Origin of the sequence: Kaistella treverensis (genome assembly GCF_900114045.1) — a bacterium.
In the GTDB taxonomy this organism is placed as follows: Bacteria; Bacteroidota; Bacteroidia; order Flavobacteriales; family Weeksellaceae; genus Kaistella; species Kaistella treverensis.
Genome location: NZ_FORQ01000002.1, coordinates 58,584 through 78,549, shown reverse-complemented (window position 1 = coordinate 78,549; position 19,966 = coordinate 58,584). Strand labels below are relative to the sequence as shown.

22 protein-coding genes and 1 tRNA gene are annotated in these 19,966 nt (G+C 38.8%); 10 read left to right on the top strand and 13 right to left on the bottom strand.

What is annotated here, in order from left to right; translation table 11 throughout:
* Positions 1-21 precede the first annotated feature (21 nt).
* From BMZ55_RS05755 to BMZ55_RS05735, 5 genes are all read left to right on the top strand, one after another.
* Positions 22-513, top strand: coding sequence for an acyl-CoA thioesterase (locus BMZ55_RS05755; RefSeq protein WP_089819513.1), 492 nt, complete (start codon positions 22-24; stop codon positions 511-513).
* A complete protein-coding gene (rfbD, locus tag BMZ55_RS05750; RefSeq protein WP_089819512.1) occupies positions 510-1,379 on the top strand; it encodes a dTDP-4-dehydrorhamnose reductase in 870 nt (289 codons plus the stop codon). Before BMZ55_RS05755 ends, rfbD begins: the two co-directional genes overlap by 4 nt.
* The gene (locus BMZ55_RS05745; RefSeq protein ID WP_089819910.1) at positions 1,376-2,050 is read left to right on the top strand and encodes a hypothetical protein; all 675 of its coding nucleotides are present in this window, start codon (positions 1,376-1,378) and stop codon (positions 2,048-2,050) included. The genes rfbD and BMZ55_RS05745 overlap by 4 nt, the downstream gene beginning before the upstream one ends.
* A gap of 8 nt (positions 2,051-2,058) precedes the next feature.
* Positions 2,059-2,778, top strand: coding sequence for a bacillithiol biosynthesis deacetylase BshB1 (bshB1, locus tag BMZ55_RS05740; RefSeq protein WP_089819511.1), 720 nt, complete (start codon positions 2,059-2,061; stop codon positions 2,776-2,778).
* Between the two features lie 35 nt (positions 2,779-2,813).
* Positions 2,814-2,887: transfer RNA gene (locus BMZ55_RS05735), tRNA-His, on the top strand.
* Between the two features lie 87 nt (positions 2,888-2,974).
* On the opposite strand, the gene BMZ55_RS05730 is transcribed toward BMZ55_RS05735, so the two are convergent.
* Both BMZ55_RS05730 and BMZ55_RS05725 read right to left on the bottom strand, forming a co-directional pair.
* Positions 2,975-3,310, bottom strand: a complete 336-nt coding sequence (locus BMZ55_RS05730; RefSeq protein ID WP_039341849.1) for a DUF3276 family protein — start codon at positions 3,308-3,310, stop codon at positions 2,975-2,977.
* A 113-nt stretch (positions 3,311-3,423) separates the two neighbouring features.
* A complete protein-coding gene (locus BMZ55_RS05725; RefSeq protein ID WP_089819510.1) occupies positions 3,424-5,085 on the bottom strand; it encodes an ABC transporter ATP-binding protein in 1,662 nt (553 codons plus the stop codon).
* A 169-nt stretch (positions 5,086-5,254) separates the two neighbouring features.
* On the opposite strand from BMZ55_RS05725, the gene nusB reads away from it, so the two are divergent.
* From nusB to yajC, 3 genes are read left to right on the top strand one after another with little or no spacing between them, the layout of a single operon-like run.
* Complete coding sequence (nusB, locus tag BMZ55_RS05720; RefSeq protein WP_089819509.1) at positions 5,255-6,160, top strand: transcription antitermination factor NusB; 906 nt, start codon at positions 5,255-5,257, stop codon at positions 6,158-6,160.
* 11 nt (positions 6,161-6,171) lie between these two features.
* Complete coding sequence (locus tag BMZ55_RS05715; protein ID WP_089819508.1) at positions 6,172-6,651, top strand: DUF1573 domain-containing protein; 480 nt, start codon at positions 6,172-6,174, stop codon at positions 6,649-6,651.
* Between the two features lie 12 nt (positions 6,652-6,663).
* Positions 6,664-6,990, top strand: coding sequence for a preprotein translocase subunit YajC (gene yajC / locus BMZ55_RS05710; protein WP_039341837.1), 327 nt, complete (start codon positions 6,664-6,666; stop codon positions 6,988-6,990).
* A 49-nt stretch (positions 6,991-7,039) separates the two neighbouring features.
* Here yajC and BMZ55_RS05705 read toward each other — a convergent pair whose 3' ends face one another.
* The 4 genes from BMZ55_RS05705 to BMZ55_RS05690 all read right to left on the bottom strand — a co-directional run bounded on the left by BMZ55_RS05705 (position 7,040) and on the right by BMZ55_RS05690 (position 13,046).
* Positions 7,040-8,728: a putative transporter gene (locus tag BMZ55_RS05705; protein ID WP_089819507.1), complete on the bottom strand. Its 1,689-nt coding sequence runs from the start codon at positions 8,726-8,728 to the stop codon at positions 7,040-7,042.
* A gap of 76 nt (positions 8,729-8,804) precedes the next feature.
* Entirely contained in the window at positions 8,805-10,085 is a 1,281-nt protein-coding gene (locus BMZ55_RS05700; protein ID WP_089819506.1) for a DUF2851 family protein, read from the bottom strand.
* Positions 10,086-10,144: 59 nt separating this feature from the next.
* Positions 10,145-11,278, bottom strand: a complete 1,134-nt coding sequence (bshA, locus tag BMZ55_RS05695) for an N-acetyl-alpha-D-glucosaminyl L-malate synthase BshA (protein WP_089819909.1) — start codon at positions 11,276-11,278, stop codon at positions 10,145-10,147.
* 28 nt (positions 11,279-11,306) lie between these two features.
* Complete coding sequence (locus BMZ55_RS05690; RefSeq protein WP_089819505.1) at positions 11,307-13,046, bottom strand: glycoside hydrolase family 3 protein; 1,740 nt, start codon at positions 13,044-13,046, stop codon at positions 11,307-11,309.
* Positions 13,047-13,152: 106 nt separating this feature from the next.
* On the opposite strand from BMZ55_RS05690, the gene BMZ55_RS05685 reads away from it, so the two are divergent.
* Positions 13,153-13,674 (top strand): hypothetical protein, encoded by a 522-nt coding sequence (locus tag BMZ55_RS05685; protein WP_089819504.1) that lies wholly within the window; start codon positions 13,153-13,155, stop codon positions 13,672-13,674.
* A gap of 108 nt (positions 13,675-13,782) precedes the next feature.
* The gene (gene deoD, locus BMZ55_RS05680) at positions 13,783-14,490 is read left to right on the top strand and encodes a purine-nucleoside phosphorylase (RefSeq protein WP_089819503.1); all 708 of its coding nucleotides are present in this window, start codon (positions 13,783-13,785) and stop codon (positions 14,488-14,490) included.
* Here the strand turns inward: deoD and ribA are convergent.
* The 7 genes from ribA to BMZ55_RS05645 all read right to left on the bottom strand — a co-directional run bounded on the left by ribA (position 14,487) and on the right by BMZ55_RS05645 (position 19,902).
* Positions 14,487-15,095 carry a GTP cyclohydrolase II gene (ribA, locus tag BMZ55_RS05675; RefSeq protein ID WP_089819502.1) on the bottom strand — a complete coding sequence of 203 codons (609 nt, stop codon included), beginning with the start codon at positions 15,093-15,095 and terminating at the stop codon, positions 14,487-14,489. The two genes, deoD and ribA, sit on opposite strands and share 4 nt — an antisense overlap.
* A gap of 8 nt (positions 15,096-15,103) precedes the next feature.
* Complete coding sequence (locus BMZ55_RS05670) at positions 15,104-15,568, bottom strand: hypothetical protein (protein ID WP_052252071.1); 465 nt, start codon at positions 15,566-15,568, stop codon at positions 15,104-15,106.
* Positions 15,565-16,176, bottom strand: a complete 612-nt coding sequence (locus tag BMZ55_RS05665) for a DUF4254 domain-containing protein (RefSeq protein ID WP_089819501.1) — start codon at positions 16,174-16,176, stop codon at positions 15,565-15,567. The genes BMZ55_RS05670 and BMZ55_RS05665 overlap by 4 nt, the downstream gene beginning before the upstream one ends.
* 12 nt (positions 16,177-16,188) lie before the next feature.
* Positions 16,189-16,392, bottom strand: a complete 204-nt coding sequence (locus BMZ55_RS05660; protein ID WP_089819500.1) for a twin-arginine translocase TatA/TatE family subunit — start codon at positions 16,390-16,392, stop codon at positions 16,189-16,191.
* 32 nt (positions 16,393-16,424) lie between these two features.
* The gene (locus BMZ55_RS05655; RefSeq protein ID WP_089819499.1) at positions 16,425-18,008 is read right to left on the bottom strand and encodes a peptidoglycan DD-metalloendopeptidase family protein; all 1,584 of its coding nucleotides are present in this window, start codon (positions 18,006-18,008) and stop codon (positions 16,425-16,427) included.
* Complete coding sequence (locus BMZ55_RS05650) at positions 18,005-18,799, bottom strand: lipoprotein insertase outer membrane protein LolB1 (protein WP_089819498.1); 795 nt, start codon at positions 18,797-18,799, stop codon at positions 18,005-18,007. Before BMZ55_RS05650 ends, BMZ55_RS05655 begins: the two co-directional genes overlap by 4 nt.
* 68 nt (positions 18,800-18,867) lie before the next feature.
* Positions 18,868-19,902, bottom strand: coding sequence for a sugar phosphate nucleotidyltransferase (locus BMZ55_RS05645; RefSeq protein ID WP_089819497.1), 1,035 nt, complete (start codon positions 19,900-19,902; stop codon positions 18,868-18,870).
* Between the last annotated feature and the right edge of the window lie 64 nt (positions 19,903-19,966).

The window sequence follows — 19,966 nt, the reverse complement described above, 5'->3', positions numbered from 1 at the left end:
TGGTTTTTTTAATTTTGTACCATGCAAAAAGAAATCTCCAGTCTTGTGCGAATTCGCTTCAGCGATTGCGACCCCATCGGTCACCTGAACAATGTGAAATATCTGGAATACATGCTCAACGCGCGTGAAGACCACGTGGAAGCGGGTTACGGCTTTACTTACGAAGAATATACGCGCAAAACCGGCTGTACCTGGATTACCATTCAAAATGAAATTGCCTACTTAAAAGAAGTTCGCTACAATGCAAGAGTCCAGATTTCCAGCAAAACCATTGAAGTTGGTGATCGCCTTTCAAAGGTTGAAATCCTTATGAAAAGTGAAGACGGCAAAACAATTCACAGCGTTTTGTGGCTTTCAGTCATTTATTTCAACATGAAAACGCGCAAATCTGACGTTCATCCCGACGACACCAAAAATCTTTTTATGAAGTTTTTGGTAAATTTGGAAGAACCCGATTTTAAAAGCCGCGTAGCATACTTTAGAAAACAAAATAAAATTGCTTTAAGATCATGAAAAAAATATTAATTTTAGGAGGAAATGGTCAGCTTGGTAACTGTTTTCGAAAAATTGCTTTTGAATACAGCAGCGATTATGATTTCCATTTCGCAGGTTCTGAAGATTTGGATATTACCGACGAATCTGCTGTTTCCGATTTTTTTGATGATCTAAGACCAGATTTTTGTGTAAATGCCGCGGCGTATACCGCCGTTGATTTAGCTGAAAACGAAAAAGAAAAAGCGTTTGCGGTAAATGCGGTGGCAGTTGGTTATGTCGCAGAAGCCTGCAAAAATTCCAACACGGTTTTAATTCATATTTCTACGGATTACGTTTTTGATGGTGAAACCAATATTTCTTATTCGGAAGATGATTTCACTAATCCTCAAGGTGTTTACGGGGAATCGAAGCGCGCCGGTGAAGAGCTTGCGCTCGAAAATAATCCGAAAACCATCGTCATCAGAACTTCGTGGTTGTATTCAGAATTCAACAAGAATTTTGTAAAAACCATGCTGCATCTGTTTGACCAAAAAGAGGAGCTTGGAATTGTTGCTGACCAGTTCGGCCAGCCCACAAACGCCAATGATCTGGCCAAAGCAGTAATGAAAATTATCGGCTCAAACAGGCAAATTTTTGGAATTTTCCATTTCTCAAATTATCCGGAAACTTCCTGGTATGATTTCGCCAGCAAAATGGCGGAATTTTCTGAATCTAAAATTAAATTAAATGCTATTAAAACGGTAGATTTTCCCACTTTAGCAAAACGTCCGCACCGTAGCACGATGGCTTTGGATAAAATTGAAAAATTTTATGCCGTGGAACCTGAACATTGGGAAAATTCTTTGGAAGAATGTATCAACATTTTAAAAACACCTGCGGAATGAAAAAGTTTTTTTTCTTTCTAAGCTTTTGCTTTTCAGTTTTCACTTTTGCTCAAAAGGTAACTTTAAGCAAAGTCGCGCAAACCCATAAAAACACCGACAAAGTTTTTTATAAAATAAATGCCGATTCTACCGCCAAAATTTATTTGGGTGAAGTTGAAGTTCAGGGATTTTCTGATGATGATGCGAAAGTTTTCGGAATGATTTATAAAAAAGCGAAAGAAATCGGTGCTAATGCTTTTGCCTGGAAACCTTTAGTTCAAATCGATGAAACGGTTTCTACATTTTATCCTATGCATTATAAACTCGAATTGTATTACGCGGAACCGAAAGATTTTCCGGAGGAAAAAAACCTGGTTTATTTCATCGCTTCGCCGTATAAAAAGCAAACCATCGCATTTGACGACAAAGACGTGGTTTTGGCACCGCGCACTTATACAACGCTTCAATTAATTCCGGGTGAAATTTATACCGTTTCCACCCGAAAATTATTAGGTTCCAGCATTAAATTATCAGCGCAGGACGATCAGCCGGTGCAGTATTTTCAGTTTTCGGGATTTTCGGTGAATGCAAATCAAGGCGCCGGAATTCACTTTAAATCCGGCGACATTATGAAGCTTGAAAAATCATACGCACAATTCTTAACCACTATTTACCAGTTTTTTCAGAAATAAAATTTAAGATGAAAGTAGATATTTTAGCCATTGGCGCGCATCCGGACGATGTTGAATTGGGTTGCGGCGGAACTTTAGCAAAATTAATTGCAGAAGGTAAAACGGTTGCCGTGGTAGATCTTACGCAGGGCGAACTCGGCACACGGGGCACCAATATTACACGCGCTGCAGAAGCAGCGGAAGCGAGCGAAATTTTAGGCCTTTCAGCGCGGGAAAATTTAAAATTTCCGGACGGTTTTATTTTGAACACTCAGGAATATCAACTGGAAATTGTGAAAAAAATACGCAAATACCAGCCAGAAATTGTTTTCGCCAACGCTATTGATGACCGTCATCCCGACCACGCAAAAGCTGCAAAACTGGTTTCAGACGCGTGTTTTTTAGCGGGTTTGGTAAAAATAGAAACTGAATCGGAAGGGGAAAAGCAAACGCAGTGGCGGCCAAAACATGTTTTTCATTACATTCAGTGGAAAAATATAGAGCCGGATTTTGTCGTGGATATTTCAGCTTTTATGGAGAAAAAAATCGAGGCTTGTTTAGCCTATAAAACCCAGTTTTACGATCCAAAATCTACGGAACCGGAAACACCGATCGCCACAAAAGATTTCCTGGAAAGTCTTACATATCGCGCGCAGGATTTGGGCAGATTGTCGGGCGTAGACTTCGCGGAAGGCTTTACAACAGAAAAGCTTCTGGCCTTCAAAAATTTCGATGGAATTATTTTGTAGTATATCGAAAAATCTTATATTTGCACTCTCAAACGGTGGTTGTAGTTCAGTTGGTTAGAACGTCGGTTTGTGGTACCGAAGGTCGTGGGTTCGAGACCCATCATCCACCCAAAAAAACGCATTGATTTTCAATGCGTTTTTCTTTTTTCAAAATTTAAACAAAAAAAATAAGCATTCAGTCCGAATGCTTATTTTTTTAAATCTCTTCTTCAGATTCAATCGTGTAGGTACGGGTTTTAAAATCTTTATCGTGTCTTTCCGAAATTACGTCTTCACCTTTGTTGCTTATGATGAAATCTGTAGAATCTTTAAACATTTCTTCGAAACTTTTAAAATCTTCTTTGTAAAGATAAATTTTATGTTTTTCGAAGCTTGCTTCACCATTTTCGCTGAAGTTCTTTTTACTTTCGGTAATGGTCAGGTAATAATCGCCCGCTTTTGTCTCGCGTACATCGAAGAAATAAGTTCTCCGTCCTGCCTTTAGAACCTTGGTAAAAATTTCGTTCTCGTGCCTTTCCTTGTAATCATTCATTTGTAGATGTTTTTGCATATCTTATTAAAACAAATATAAAAGATTTCTTTTGATTGCAAAATATATTTTTAATTATTTAGCAAATAATGCATTATCGATAAGGAATTTGTATTTTAATTCAAAGAAACGTTATCGAGCGGTGTGAGATTTAAAATTTGGTCCGCACGTTTTGCGCTGCTTTCGCGGTGTGTAATAATTATCGATGTACAGCTTTGAATTTCATTTTCAATGTTTTGGAGAATATTCTCTTCAGTTTCCGTATCCAAAGCAGAAAGCGAATCATCAAAAATAAGAATCTTTGGTTCTTTAATTAAAGCTCTGGCTATACAGATGCGCTGTTTCTGCCCGCCGGAAAGCATTACGCCACGTTCACCAACCATGGTTTTGTACTGTTCCTTAAAACCGATGATATTTTTATGAACATCCGCTTTTTTCGCATATTCCACCACTTTTTCGTGCGACGGATTATCGATGGAAAATCCAATATTGTTCTCAATGGTGTCCGAAAACAGAAAACTTTCCTGCGGAATAAAACCGAGGTATTCGCGGTAATTTTTCAGGTTGATGTCTTTCAGGTTTTTGCCGTCCACCAAAATTTCGCCTTCAGTAGGGTCAATCAACCGGCAAAGCAATAAAGCGATTGTAGATTTTCCGCTTCCGGTTTTTCCCATAATGGCGAGGGATTTTCCGGCTTTTACTTTAAAACTTAGTTTATCCAGCGCTTTAATTCCGGTATTTGGGTAAATATAAGACACGTTTCGAAATTCGATGTCGCCATTAATTGAAATTTTGTCTGAAGTTGTGCTGATAATATCGGTTTTCATATCCAGAAATTCATTAATTCTGGCCATCGATGCTGCCGCTCTTTGATTCACCGAAGTTACCCAACCCACCATTGAAAACGGAAAAATTAAAATATTGATGTAAAGGAAGAAATCTGCGATTTTTCCCACCGAGAGTTCGTTGTTCATATATTTCTGCCCGCCGATCCATAAAATAATGACATTCAGCAAACCAACAACCAGCAGAATGATGGTGAAAAAATACGCTTCGGTTTTGGCCAGATCCAGCGATTTGTCCTGATAATCTTTCACCTTCGTGCCGTAATTCTTTTCGATGTAGCTTTCTTTCGCAAAAAATTTCACCACCCTGATGCCCGAAAAACTGTCCTGAACAAAAGTCGAAATTGCAGACTGGCTTTTCTGCATAATTTTCGATTTCTGATTAATAATCGAGCTTACTTTATAAATTACAAAAGATAAAATCGGTAGCGGCAAAAGCGACCACAGCGTCATCTGAACATTCGTATTCAGCATATAAATCGCAGTAATAATCAGCAAAATCAGCAGGTTTGCAACATACATCACGCCGGGACCAAGATACATCCTAACCGCGACGACGTCTTCACTCAAACGGTTCATCAAATCTCCAATCGTTGTTTTTTTGAAATCGGTTAAGGAGAGTTCCTGATAATGGCGGTAAATTTTATTTTTCAGTTCATATTCAATCCGGCGCGAGGCAACGATGATGGTTTGGCGCATCATAAAAGTGAAAAACCCCGTGAGAAGGGAGGAGCCGACAATGATGCCGACATAAATTAAAACCTGGCGGTTAAAACCAAGGTTGGTGGTATTGGAAATTTCGTCCACAGATTTTCCCACAAACTGCACCTTGTAAATATTGAAAAAATTACTTGCTATAATGAACAAAAATCCCCAAAATAAAAGGACTCTGTGTTTCCAGAAATAAACGTTAAGGGTTTTTAGTGCGTTCATAAATTCACGGCGGTTTTCAGCAATTTTCTACTTTCAAGAACCTTTGCAAAAATAAGAAAATGAAATTTGGCATATTTCCAACATGTCTCAAAGTTTGTCCTCGTAAGCAAAACTTGCGACGCGAAGTTCCTATAATTTATTATCTTTGCACGCATAAAAGCTCTTTGAAATGTTAGGAAGAAGACAAATTCGTGAAAAAGTTATAGAATCTTTGTATTCTTACCACCAAAATCCCATAAAGTTCGATGTTCTGGAGAAAAATATGTTCTCGGAAATCGACAAAATCTACCATTTGTACATTTACCAGCTTAATTTTTTGGTTGCTCTGAAAGATTTAGCGGAAAGACAAATTGAAATCGGGAAAAAGAAATACATTAAATCCGAAAACGACACCAATCCGAACCAGAAATTCATTACCAATAAAGTTCTGCTGAAGCTGGAAGAAAATGACGAACGTTTGTCTTTTACCTCGAAGCACCAGGATCTGAAATGGGATATTTATGATGAATTGCTCGTAAAAACCTTTCAGCGAATGACCGCCGGAAAACGGTATCAGGATTTTATGAAAGAAGAATCTTCGTCGTTCGAAGAAGACCAAAAGTTCATCGGGAAACTGTTTTTGCGCTATATCGCGGAAAATGAGGATTTCCACGAACATTTGGAAGAAAAAGAAATGAGTTGGGCTGATGATTTCCACATTTCCAATTCCATGATTCAGAAAACCATTGGTTTTTTCAAGGAAAATGAGTCGAGCCACACTTTAATTAAAATGATTAAAGACGAAGAGGACCGCAATTTTGCCCGAAGACTTTTGAAAGAAACTTTGAATCATTGGGAAGAAACCGAAAAAAAGCTCGAAACAAAGCTTGAAAACTGGGATTTGGAAAGAATTTCACTATTGGATAAAATAATCCTCATCACCGCAATGTCGGAGATTGATTATTTCCCGCTCACGCCTGCGCGCGTGATCATCAATGAATATATTGAGATTTCCAAAGTGTTTTCTACCGACCGTTCCAATATTTTCATCAATGGTATTTTAGACAAATACACCAAAGATATCAATAGAAACTAACAGAAAATAAAATGAAAAATTTTTTAAAAGTATTGCCTGTTGCCTTGGTTTTAACCCTTAGCAGCTGCACAAAAGATCAAAAAGCTGATCAACTCGTCATCGATCAGGATGCTGCAACTATGGAAGCACCGGTTGTAGATGCGCAAACAGTAACGTCTGAAACGGCTCCAGCGCAACCTTTAACCAATATCGCGCTGTCTGAATCGCAGTTTGATTTTGGTAAAATTAAAAAAGGGGAACAAAAAGAACATGTGTACGAAGTGACCAATACCGGCGAAAACCCGCTGATCATTTCTCAGGTGAAACCTGCATGTGGCTGTACTGTGCCGGATTATACAAAAGAACCGATTTTACCGGGACAGAAAGGTAAAATTACTTTGAAATTTGATTCTTCAAGCTTTGACGGTTTGGTGAACAAACAGGCAGAAGTGTATGCAAACGTAGAAAAAGCACCGATTGTGCTTACATTTACCGCAGATATTCAACCATAAAAAACAAAAACTATGATAACGATTTTTTTACAAGTGGCCGGCGGCGAAGGTTCCATGATGCCAACAATGGTAATGATGGGGCTGATGTTCGTAGGATTTTATTTCCTGATGATCCGCCCGCAGATGAAAAAAGCAAAGCAGGAAAAAAACTTCCAGGCAGAGCTTAAAGTTGGGAGCAGAATTGTAACCACTTCCGGAATGCACGGCAGAATCGCGCAGATTTTGGAAGATGGCGTGATTATCGAAACATTAAGCGGGAAACTGAAGTTTGAAAAAGCTGCGATTTCACGCGATTTTACGCAACAGCGTTTTCCAGATAATTCCGCTGAAGCGAAATAAATATTTCGTTCAAAATATTTAAAGCAATCCCGAAAGAGATTGCTTTTTTTTAGCTAAAAATCAAGATGAGCAAACTCGCCACAAATATCCTGAAAATCGTCACCAGGGGATAAACTTGCGCATAACTTTGGATCGGAATATCGGAGTCCAAAAAATTCGTGCTGAAAGATAATGCAGCGGGATCGGTGTAACTTCCGCTCATAATTCCAGCGAGTTGCAGGTAATTGATTTTCATGAAAAACCTTCCTACAATTACCATGGTAATTAGCGGTATAAAGGTAATTGCAGAACCGTAGAGCAACCAGATCCAGCCATTATATTTTACAAAATTTTCGTAAAATCCATCTCCTGCATGAATGCCCACCGCTGCGAAAAACAGACAGATCCCAAAATCCTTCATAAAATAAATCGCACCGTTATTCACGTAAGAATGGATAAACGAAATTCCACCATATCGTGAAATTAAGAGCGCCACAATTAGCGGTCCTGCTGCGAATCCCAGTTTTATAGGAACAGGTAAAGATGGAATAAAAATTGGGATGGAACCCAAAATAACCCCCAATAATAATCCGCCAAATAAGGAGAGAAAATCGGGCTCTAATAATTTTTTCTCAGAGTTCCCCATCATTTCTTCCACTTCTTTAATGGCTTCTTTGGAACCAATTACGCGAAGTTTATCTCCATAAAAAAGTTCTAACGAAGGTCTGGGTAAAATTTCCCGACCGGCGCGAAAAACACGCGTGACCTTTAAATCGTAGGTGTTAAAAAGATCGAGTTGGGACAAATTTTTGTGGATCACAGAAGGTTTCGTGACGAAAATATATTTTTTCAGAATTTCACTGTCGGATTCTATGAATATATCGGTGGAGAGCCGACCCACCTTTGCGATAAATTCGTCTAATTTTTTTTCTAATCCAACAACCATCAGTACGTCTCTGTCACGCAATTCCATATCTGAAGTTGGCGATTTCACCGTTACATCTCCGCTGTGTTTCAGGCGGGAAACTACAATCTCATTCCCGAATTCTTTCAAAACTTCCCGCAGCGTTTTTCCAAAAAATTCAGGATTGGTAACGCGCAATTTTTTGTGAACTAAAGGGAGTTCTGAGTTTATCTTAGACAAACGGAATTTTCGCATTTCCTGATCAGGATCAATTTTTAATAAAAATTTAGAAAAAATAATCGTCCCGATAATTCCGAAAACTCCCAGTGGATAGGTAATCGCATAACCAATTGTGGGATCATCAAAAACTTTGTTGGGAAAAGTATTTTTAATCTCTTCAATGGTGCTCTTCCCAGCGCCTAATCCGGGAGTATTGGTCACGGAACCGCTCATTATGCCTACTAAATTTTCAATTTTCAGTCCGGTAAATTTGAATAAAATAATGGTAATTAAACCGCCAAAAAGAACAGTAGAAACCGCAAGAATATTAAATTTTAAACCTTCATTCCTAAAGGAGGAAAAAAAGGATGGTCCCACTTGCAAACCAATTCCATAGACGAAAAGAATAAGTCCAAAATCCCGGATGAAATCAAGAATTTCACCCTGAATCCGATAGCCGAAATGTCCCAAAATCAATCCAATAAACATCACCGCAGAAACCCCGAAAGAAATTTTCCCTAGCTTCAGGCGGCCAAAAAAAACGCCGGTGCCAATTGCAAGCATTAAAACCACGATTGATTGAGTGACAGTAGGATTTTCCGCGGGGAGAAAAAGGGTGTTGAGCCAATCGAACATGGAAATTATTTTAGGTAAAATTAAGATTATAAAGTTCTTAAAACAATCTTTGTCCGCTGAGTTATATCACAGGAAATTAGGACGTTTTCGATGTCGTTTTTTTTAGGATTTGAAGGCCGATTTCGCAATTTAAGCAGTTTTTTTTCCGGCAAAAGTTTTTATGATGATAAATCATAGCCTGACTTTGAAGTGCGTTTTCCGCTTTTAGATCTAAAGATTTCCAACCTACGGTAATTGTATTGTTCTCAGGCGATATTTTGGCGTAAAATTCTAAAATTTCCTCTGCAATCGCGTAATTCGTATTTTTGAGATACGTATATTTTAAAGGTAAAACCGCATTAATTAAAATTAAATCGATGAAATCGTTGGTTAGAAATTTTTCCCCTTTAACCGGCGAAATTTTATTAAAATTAAATCGCTCGTCCCAATAGTCGCTGGCTTTTATATTTGAAAAAATCTGACATAATTGCTCGGTATTTTTTGCCTGAATCAGTTTGGAAAATAAATTCTGGTGTTGTGCATACAGCGCCGCAAGTTGTGATAACCTGAGTGTAGGAAAATTCGGCGGACGCAAACGTGAAAATTTAGGCGTTATAACGGCAAATTTTTGTGAAAATTTAGTTTGAATAAAATCGGATTCGCGTTTCCAGATTTGCATTTGCTCATCCGCCGGATTTTCGAGCCAACCACAAATTCCGAAAAATAATGCTTCAAGCTGAACCTGGTTTTGCCGGATTTTATTGATGATTGAAAAATCGATGCTTTCAGCAATTTGCTTGAAAATGTGCGCATTTACCTTTAAACCAAAAGCGTAGGCAAGCTGCTGAAACAGCAGTTCTTCATAATTATTTTTGCAAAGTTGTAAAGCTTCCGCGTGCTCTTCAGATTTTTCATCGAGCTTTTTCAGCAGGTTTTCTTCGACAAAATAAAACGGAACTAAAGCCGGATTAAAGATTTTTTCACACGGAATAAAATGCGTTTCCTGCAACAAAACCTGGTATTTCGCAATTACATTTTCATCGATGTAATTTTTCAGTTCTAAAGTTGGTATTTTTTTCGCGGTAAATTCTTCTATTTCCACATCGTGAATGTAAACCACATGTGCGATGATATTTTCAAACTCCGGATTTCCAGAATGTTGGTGAAAAATCCAGTCCGAAGATTTTACATGAAGCTCAATATTGCCTGCTAAAACAAGGTTTTTTTGCTTAATTTTTGCGAAGAGAAAATCCGGCCCGGAATTGAAATTCCATTTACCGAAATCAAGAATTTCCAACGGATTACCGTCCACATCTATGAAATTAAAATCGTTGAAAATTTTAAAATTCCATAAATATTGCAGCAATTTTTCATTCATGCCGAATCCGCTTTCTTACAAAGTAACAAAGTGGTTTTTGAATAAAAAAGGTGAAATAACTATTTTTTGAAGTTGTCCAGCGTGTCTTGATACATTTTTTCGTAGAGCGGCAAAATATTCCGCAAATCGAATTTTAAGGCCTGTTCTTTGGCATTTTTTTTCATGGTTGCCAAAAGTTCATCGTTGCTGAGAAGTTTGATGGTGTAATTGCTCATCGCTTCCACATTTCCGATTTCTGCCAGAAAGCCGGTTTCACCCTGAATATTCACTTCCGGAATTCCACCTGCATTGGAGCTGATAACCGGCGTTTCTGCCGCCATTGCTTCGAGTGCCGCAAGGCCGAAACTTTCCTGTTCCGATGGGAGCAAAAAGACGTCGGAAAGTTGCAGAACTTTATACAAATCATTTACTTTTCCAAGAAGGCGGACTTTTCCAATTAAGCTTGGATTTTCTTCCAGAAACTGGTTGATTTTTTCCATGTCCGGACCTTCGCCAATAATTATGAGTTTTGATTTTACCTTCGCATTAACATTTTTGAAAATCTGCATGACTTCCTCCACGCGTTTCACCGGACGTAAATTGGAAACGTGAATCAGGATTTTTTCATCTTCCTCGGCGAATTGTTTGCGCTGGCAACTCGAGCTGCCGATAAAATCGCTGTTATCGATAAAATTGGTGATGACCTGAATTTCCTTGGTAATTTTAAAAAACTGAAGTGTGTCTTTTTTCAAACTTTCAGAAACCGAAGTAATTGTATCGGATTGATTGATAGAGAATTCCACCGCATGTTTGTAGCTCGGATGCTGACCAACCAAAGTAATATCGGTTCCGTGCAAAGTGGTGACAAGTGGAACGTCTTTACCTTCTTCTTTCAGCATCTGTTTTGCGGTGAAAGCTGCGTAAGCATACGGAATTGCGTAATGCGCGTGCAGAAGATCGAGTTTGTAAAGATTTACCACGCGGTAAATCATCGATGAAAGCGCGATATCATACGGCTGATACTGGAAAAGCGGATACGTTTGAACATTCACTTTATGAAAGAAAATATTCGGGTTGGTAATGTCCAGTCGCGTGGGCAAAGCAGAACTTATAAAGTGCACTTCGTAGCCCTTGTTGGCGAGCGACATGCCCAGTTCTGTAGCAACAATACCACTTCCACCGTAGGTGGGATAACATAGAATTCCGATTTTCATAGTTTTGTTTTTGAAATCACCTAAATTTTTAGTTTTGTTTTTCTGCGTGCGGGTATATAGTGCGGACTGCCGGATTAAGTTCAATGCCGTCGCCGGCTTTTAATTTATTAGTCACTAAAACGGGTAATTTTCCCCAAATTCTGGTTTCGCCGGAAAGTGCTTTTGCTGTCGCTTTCATGGAATCATCATTATTTTCGTAGGAAACCAAAACGGTGGAAACTCCGGAAATATCAACATCGCTCAAGGCGTAAGGTGAACCAAAAATATCGAGTATAACGGCTGTTTTTTTGCTTAATTCCGAAAGGATTTTTTTGCTTTCCGCAGAAATTTTATAAGGTTTATACGCGGTAGAATTGTCTTTGTGAAAACCGACAATCACTTTTGAATTTGCCGGAATTTCACCAATTTCTGAGGGTTTTTTAAGAATTACCGTTGTGCTTAAATTAAGTTCATCCAGAAAAGTTTGATACGGCGCTTCTTCCAACGGAATGTAATAATAAGTTTCCTTGCAGTTCAGCGGCAGAAGTTTTTTGTCGTCTTTCAGCAAAGTTAAGGCGTTCGCGTACATTTTCTGCACGATTTTCTGGTGAGATTCATTGTTTAGATCTTCATTAATGTTTTCCGGATTTCGCGGCTGATATTTATTTAAACCTAAAAAGTATTTGGTCAAAAGTATTTTTTTAACGCTTTCTTCGACTCTTTTTTGTGAAATTTCGCCGCTGTCAATCGCCTGCTGAATGAGTTTTTTTCCGGTGGCAACATCCTGCGAAAAAAGCATGATATCATTTCCGGCTTTAAATGCTAATGCATCCAGTTCACCGGCTTTAAATTTATTCGCGACAGCGCCCATATTCAGCGCATCCGTGATGATCAAACCTTTGTACCCCAACTGTTCTTTTAAAATTCCAGTGATGATATTTTTGGAAATTGAAGCCGGAATTCCTTTGGTTGGTTCCAAAGCCGGCACGTAAAGATGCGCGACCATTACGCCACCAATTCCTTTATCCATCAAAGCTTTAAACGGTGCGATTTCTATTTCGTTCAATCTTTTCAAAGAATGAGAAACCACAGGCAAATCCAGGTGCGAATCTTTGTCGGTATCGCCATGTCCCGGAAAATGCTTGATGGCGGCTAAAATATTGTTATCCTGTAAACCATTTGCGTACGCGAGCGCGGAAGCGACGACATTCGGAACTTCCGAACCGAAACTTCGGTTACCGATAATTGGGTTATTTGGATTCGTATTCACATCAACTACAGGCGCGAAATCCCAGTTGATGCCCATGCGTTTGCTGTCTTCCGCGATTTTTGCGGACATTTCGGTAATTAAACTTTTGTCCTGAATAGCGCCTAAAGTCATGGCCCACGGAAATTTGTGCGCTGCCGGGATTCTTTGAAAAAGTCCCCATTCAGCGTCCATGCCGATCATCAGAGGTATTTTGGATTTTGCCTGAAATTCATTAACCAAATTAATTTCCCGCGCTGCATCGTCCTGCATTAAAATTAATCCGCCTATCTGCTCGTTTTTTACCAAATTTCTGACGCCTTCAATATGGTTTTCGTCTTTATTGGTGTAAAGCGCCACGATGAAAAGCTGACCTAATTTTTCGTCCTGACTTAAAGAGTTGTACGAGTTTTCAACCCAGGTATTTGCTTTTTTTAAATCTGCGGCGGACAGATTTTTTGGTTGATATTGTGCAAAACCGGTGATACTGAAACAGGAGAAAAAAAGAAAAAAAACAGGGAAACAGCAGGGAAAATTTTTCATTCGAAGAATATGTTGAACAAAAATACGATATTTTAATTTTTAAACTTCATCTTTTCTTGGCATACATCTTGTCTTGTTCGTTTCACAAATTTAAAACCGACCTACGATGAAAAAATATTTTTTAGTTGCGCTTTTGGGAATTTTCAGTTTCGGAGCGCTTACCAGCTGTACGGATAGAAATGATGATGTACTTGTACAGGATAATGATACTTACAGTGTTGTTCTCGACATCAATTCCACCAATTTTGTTAAAGACGCCAATAACCAATATACTATTTCGCGAAATTTTACATCGCCTTTGTTTAACACAGATGTGGTTTTGATTTATAGAAAAGCGGGAACCGGGACAGATGGTTCACCAGTCTGGCAGCTAATTCCACGTACGATTTATTTAAGCAACGGCCGGGAATTAGATTATGACTTTGATTTTACCAAAAATGATATTCAGATTTATGCAGACGGAAATTATGACGTAAGCACAACTCCGGAATATCTGAACAATCAGACTTTCCGTGTGGTGCTTGTGCCAACTTCGTCCGGAATGAAAAACGCAAGTGTAAACTACAACGATTACTATAGCGTTATCAAATTTTATAATATTGATGACTCCAAAGTAAAAACTTTGTAACCAACCAATTTCTCTAAAAACCACCGCAAAACGGTGGTTTTTTTTGTTTTTGAAAATTCGTTTCTTCGGGAATTACTATCTTTAGACCTTTAATTAAAATCAAAAACGATGAGCGTTCATATTGCAGCTAAAAAAGGTGAAATTGCGAAAACCGTATTGCAACCCGGCGATCCGCGCCGCGCAAGATATATAGCAGAAAATTTTCTGGAAGATGTAAAACTTGTTAGCGAAACCAGAAGTATTTTATATTTTACCGGACTTTATAAAGGAAAAGAAGTCTCAGTTGGTGCAAGCGGAATGGGCGCGCCAAGCATCGGAATTTATTCCTACGAACTTTTCACCGAGTTTGATGTGGACACGATTATCAGAATCGGGACATGTGGTGCTTATACCGAAGATTTAAAAGTTTTCGATGTGCTGAACGTAAATAATGCTGCGAGTGAATCTACGTACGCAAAATACGCCTGGGAAATTGAAGAAGAAATTTTACCGCCTCCAGGCCACATTTTTTCACTTTTAAATGAAACTGCAGAAACTGTAGGATTAAAATTAATACCGACTGCAATTCACACCAGCGATATTTTTTACCGTAAAAACACGGGAATTCCGGAAATTGCTAAGAAATATAACTGTTCTGCGGTTGAAATGGAAGCATTTGCTTTGTTTGCCAATGCCCAGTATTTAGGCAAAAATGCAGCAACACTTCTTACTGTTTCAGATGTAATTCCGACAGGTGAATTTATTTCCGCAGATCAACGCGAAAGCTCATTGAAACCAATGATTGAGCTAGCTTTGGAAGCTGCAATTAATATTTAAGAAGGATTAATTGTATCTTCATCATCCAGAAGATGCCCGAAATAATCTTTTTTTACTTTGAGGTAACTCGCGCTTTCTTTGGTGGAATCCATCTGAAGTGGAATTCTTTTATTCAGCTTGATATTGCTTTCTTCCACCATTTTTATTTTCTCCGGATTGTTGGTTAAAAGATTTACTTCTTTTATGTTTAAAATGTTCAGAATTTCAATTGCGCTGCTGAAATTGCGGTCGTCCGCCGGCAAACCTAATTGTAAATTTGCTTCAACCGTATCCAATCCCTGTTCCTGAAGCGCATAAGCGCGTAGTTTGTTGATGATGCCGATATTTCGTCCTTCCTGACGCAGATAAACAATGATTCCGCCATTTTCATAAATGAATTTCATTGCGGCATCCAGTTGCTGTCCGCACTCACATTTTCTGGAATGAAAAACTTCACCGGTAATGCATTCGGAATGAAACCTTACGTTGACAGGCTTAGAAAAGTCGGTGTTTTTTGCAACAATGGCCATTTGTGGCATCCAGTCGGTTTCAACCTCGGCAAATGCGATCATACGGAATTCCCCGTACGCTGTTGGCACATTGGATTCTGCTTGGATTTTTAACATGGAAAGTTTTAGTTTTTAGGAGAAATAGAAGTGGAGTCCTTCGAAATATCACTTGCGAGCAAAGTCATATTGGTTTTGAGGCGAACCAAATAGCGGTTTAAAACCTGATCTTCATCGGCGTTTAAAAATTTCCGCAATTTTTGGAGTTTTTTATAAGATTTTTCGAAATTTCGTTCGGCGATATTTAAACCATTGATGTTATAAGCTTCCATCGCACCGATGTAATCTTTAATATGATATTTTAGGACTTTCACCTCCGCATTTACCGCATCATTGCGGAACTTAGGAAAGGAGGAAACTAAATTGGTAATTTCGGAAGAATAAACGATAAGATTTTTGCGGTCGCTGAAAGAATAACCACTGGAGTCCCTGGATTCCAAAGAATTCCCGACGGGAGATAAGTTTATTTTATCTGCTGTACAGGAAAGTAATAAGCAAAAAATTAAAATATAGCTGAAGCTTAATTTAATCATTTTTCCGTTTTTTGATAAAGGATCGGATTAAGACTTTCATCGTTATACATCTTCATTTGTTTATAAACCTTCATCTTAATGGCGCCATTCTCGATATCAAAAAGCAAATTTTCTATCGCTTCGGTGAGATCTTTTTTTTGTTCCAGTAAAACATTCAGCTTTGCTGTACAAGTTTTTCTATGTTCTTCGGTGGCGGATTTTCTGGTCGTCTCCAAATTCATATGATATACTTTTAATGCCAAAATGGAAAGACGGTCAACTGCCCAGGCTGGCGTTTCCGTGTTAATTTTCGCGTTGGGTGCGGGCGTGATGTTTTTATATCTGTCTAAAAACCAACCGTCGATAAACTCAACCAAATCAGTTCTTTTCTGATTCGATGAGTCAATCGTTCGTTTAAGTTGTAATGCTTCCGTAGGATTTATATTTTCATCGCGAATAATATCTTCCAAATGCCATTGAACGGTGTCAATCCAGTTCTTCGCATACAAAAGCTGTTCCAAACTATTTCCTGAGTAAGGATTTTTTGCTGGAGTTTCTACATTGTCTGCTACGTGATAGTCATCAATCGATTGGTTGAAGATTTTCCATGCAGTATCTGTAAAATTCATGTGCGCTGTATTTTAAGGAGTCGTGCTGGAATTACTTCTTGGTTCTTCCGGCTTTTTCGGATCGTCTTCTTTTACTGCATCTTTAAATTCTTTGATGCCGGAACCTAAACCGCGCATCATTTCCGGGATTTTGCGACCACCGAAAAAGATGAGAATGATGATACCTACGATAAGCAGGTGTTGCCACGAAAGCGCTAGTATTGTTATTGTGTTCATTATATAATTTTAAACAAAGTTATAGTATTTTTTTAATTCACCCATCCTAAAGGGTCAACCGGGCTGCTGCCGTTCCAGATTTGGAAATCAAGGGTATACGTGCCGTCGAAATCTGCACCAACAACACCCATTGGGCTGCCCGCAGAAACCTGCTGATTTGCGGAAACCATCGTACTTCCGAGGTTAGCATAAATGGTAAAGTAATCGCCATGCTTCACAATGACGGTTTTCGAGCCGTCTGCAGAAGCTACTACGCGCGATACTGTTCCTGGTGCTACGCATTTTGCTACGGTGCCTTTACTTACGGAAATTTTAATTCCGTTATTTTCTTCTACGATATTTTTAAAAACCGGGTGTGGCTGACGACCGAAACGGTGCGTAATTGTACCGTACGCCGGCATGCCCATTTTTCCGCGGTTGCTCGCGAAATTATTTCCAACTGCTGAGGAGACTCCATAATTGGTCATGGCCTTTGTCTCTGCAGCTTTCTTTTCGTCTTCGTTCTTTTTCGCCATGTTGGCTTCCGCTGCTCTGGCGTTGGCGGCCTTATCAGCTGCGGCTTTTGCATTTGCGGCAGCGGCAGCAGCATCTTTTGCGGCTGCTAAACGTCGTGCTTCAGCTTTTTCAGCATCAGCTGTCGTTCGCGCATCGTCCGTTTTTTTCGCATCTGCAGCGGCTGCGATTTTCGCACGGCTGGCTTCTTCTTCCGCTTTTTTATCCGAAATTTCTTTTAGACGGCGCGCTTCGTCGTCGGCTTTTTTCTTTTCTAAAGCTAAAGCTTCCATTTTTGCGCGGTTTTCAGCTTCAATTCTTGCTTTTTCGCGTTCTGCTGCTATTTTTGCGAGGCGAATTTTTTCTGCTTCTTCTTTTTTCCGCTGTTCCGCCTGTGCTTTTGCAATCCGGATTTCTTCAGCAATAATAGACCGGATTTGTCCTTCCAGCGCTTTGGATTCCGACTGTTTTTGTTTCAGTTCTGCGGTCAGCTGGCTTTCATTTTTCTTAAATTCAGCAAGCAAAGTTTCTTTTGCCTTTTTTTCTGCTGCAATGGTCAAAAGATCTTTTTGCTGGTTAGAAAGGATGGTTTCTTTATCCTTTACCGATCTCTGTTTCAATGTAATATTCTGCTCCAAAACTTTAGCTGCGTTCGAGATTTCAGCTGCTTTTTTATCCTGATAATCAGAATAATCTTTTAAATACTGAACCCGGCGCAAAGCTTCACCGAGATTTTTCGAGGATAAAATAAAAGTCACCTTATTTTGTACGCCTTTATTTTTATACGCTTTTACCAATACTTCCGCATAGTTTTTACGGAGTACAGCAAGTTCGCGGTTCTGGCGGTTTATTTCAAGCTGACGAAGATAAATTTCATCCTCTATCAAACGCTTTTCTTTTTGAGTATTTGTATATACTTTTTCGCGGAGCTGTATTTTTTTCTGAACTTCTGTCAGATAAGATATCGAAAGTTTCGATTGCTGCTGCGTTTTTGCTAAGTTCGAATTGATTGCCGCAATTTGTTTTTTAAGGTCGGCGTTCTGCTTTTGAAGTTGTTCTTTTTTCTGGGCAGAAAAAAAACTGAACAGAAAAATTGCTACAAAAAAGCTTACTTTTTTAATCATTTGATCTCAGTTTTCGTATAATTTTCCGGTACGCAATAAGGGGTTTGCATTTTAGAATCGTCGAATTTCGTGTTTTCTATTAAAATTTGACTGTTTTTGCTTCCTTTTATTACAATTTTAACATTTTTTGGCAATCTTATATTGTTGAAATTTTCCCAGTTTCCGTAACTCACTTCCAGATAATCCGGCGCATCTGCTTTTTGCAAAGCAACTTTTGCTAAATCCGCATTTTCGTTGTAATCTAGTGTAGCCATATACGCGGAAACTTTTCCGTCGGTTTTAAACTGAAGGTTTTTAATGCTTTTAACGGTAAAACCCTGCGCATTTTTCGTTACCTGAAAATCAGTGGAATTAACCGGAATAAAAGTTCTTCCCAACAGCAAATCCTGAAAAGAGTTATAATCGATGAAATCTACATTCAACAGATTGTTCAGATAAGTGAAATCCGATTGGATATACGTTTTGTTCCATTTTTCATAACCTTTAATTCCTTCCGGCGTTGCAATTCCGCGTCCCACATTCAGGAAAATCGCAATCATATTAATCCAGACTTTCTGGTCTTTTTCAATATAAATTGTAGCGTCCAAAGGCGGAATAAAAGCACCCGTTTCTACCGTTATTTTTGAATTAATTTTTAGCTGCTCAAAGGCAGTTTTTTCTTTAATTTTATTAAAAAAAGCAGTCGGCGATTCCAGCGGCGTTGTTGTGCTGATGGGTTTTTCAGCAACGTTCCGTGTTTTACAGGAAACTGCTAAAAGCAATATTAAAAGAGGGAAAATAAACTTTTTCATACAGAATTCGGTTTAAGATATTCCTTAAAGAACGTAAATTTTCCGCAAATCGTTTGCGGAAAATTCTTTTAGATTAAATGTTTGTCACCTTTCGAAAGAAAATCCAGAACGGAATAATCGCCAAGTGAAATCTCACGCGCTACACCATAATATTGTGCAGAGTTTCCGATCATGGAATTGCTTAAATTTCCGTGGTCAATCACCGTATTTTCCTGAATTAATGAATTGTCGATATTGGAATTAATGACAACGGTATTGTTCCCGATGGAAACACGCGGCCCAATTTTAGAATTCGAAATTTTTACGTTTTCACCAATAAAGCACGGCGGAATAATCAAACAGTTTACGATGCTGGAAGAAGCCGGATAATCCGCAACATTTTCGCGCTCGTAACCTAAAACTTTTCCGTTGGTTTCTACCGTAGCATTTTTATTTCCACAATCCATCCAGTCGTCAACTTTTCCTAACGAAAATTTTGCCCCTTTTTGCCGCAAATTTTCCAAAGCGGTAGTCAATTGATATTCACCACCTTGCTTAATATCATTTTCCATGATATAGTTGATTTCGCTCATTAGTTTTTCCGCAGAACTGAAATAATAAATTCCAATAATCGCTAAATCTGAGACGAAAGTTTGAGGTTTTTCAACAAAGTCGGTAATGAAACCGTAATCGTCCAGTTTTACCACACCAAAAGCCGAAGGATCTTCTACTTTTTTTACCCAGATAACACCATCGGAATTTTTATCGAGCTTGAAATCTGCTTTAAATAAAGTATCCGCAAAAGCCACAACAACATCGCCCTGCATGGAGTTTTCAGCGCATTTAATCGCGTGCGCGGTTCCAAGCGGTTCGTCTTGTGTGTAAACGCTTCCTTTTGCGCCTAAATTCTCAGCAATTTTAATCAGTGATTCCTTAACATCATCACCGAAATCTCCGATAATAAAAGCAATTTCATCGATTTCTTCACCGGCAACTTTAGCAATATCCTCTACCAATCTTTGTACGATTGGTTTTCCTGCAATCGGGATTAAAGGTTTCGGAACAGTAAGTGTATGAGGGCGTAATCTGGAACCTCGCCCAGCCATTGGAACTATTATTTTCATTTTATATATTGGTTTTATTTAGCTAATAGCGTCGTCGGAAAACCGGTTTCGCATTAACCTCATC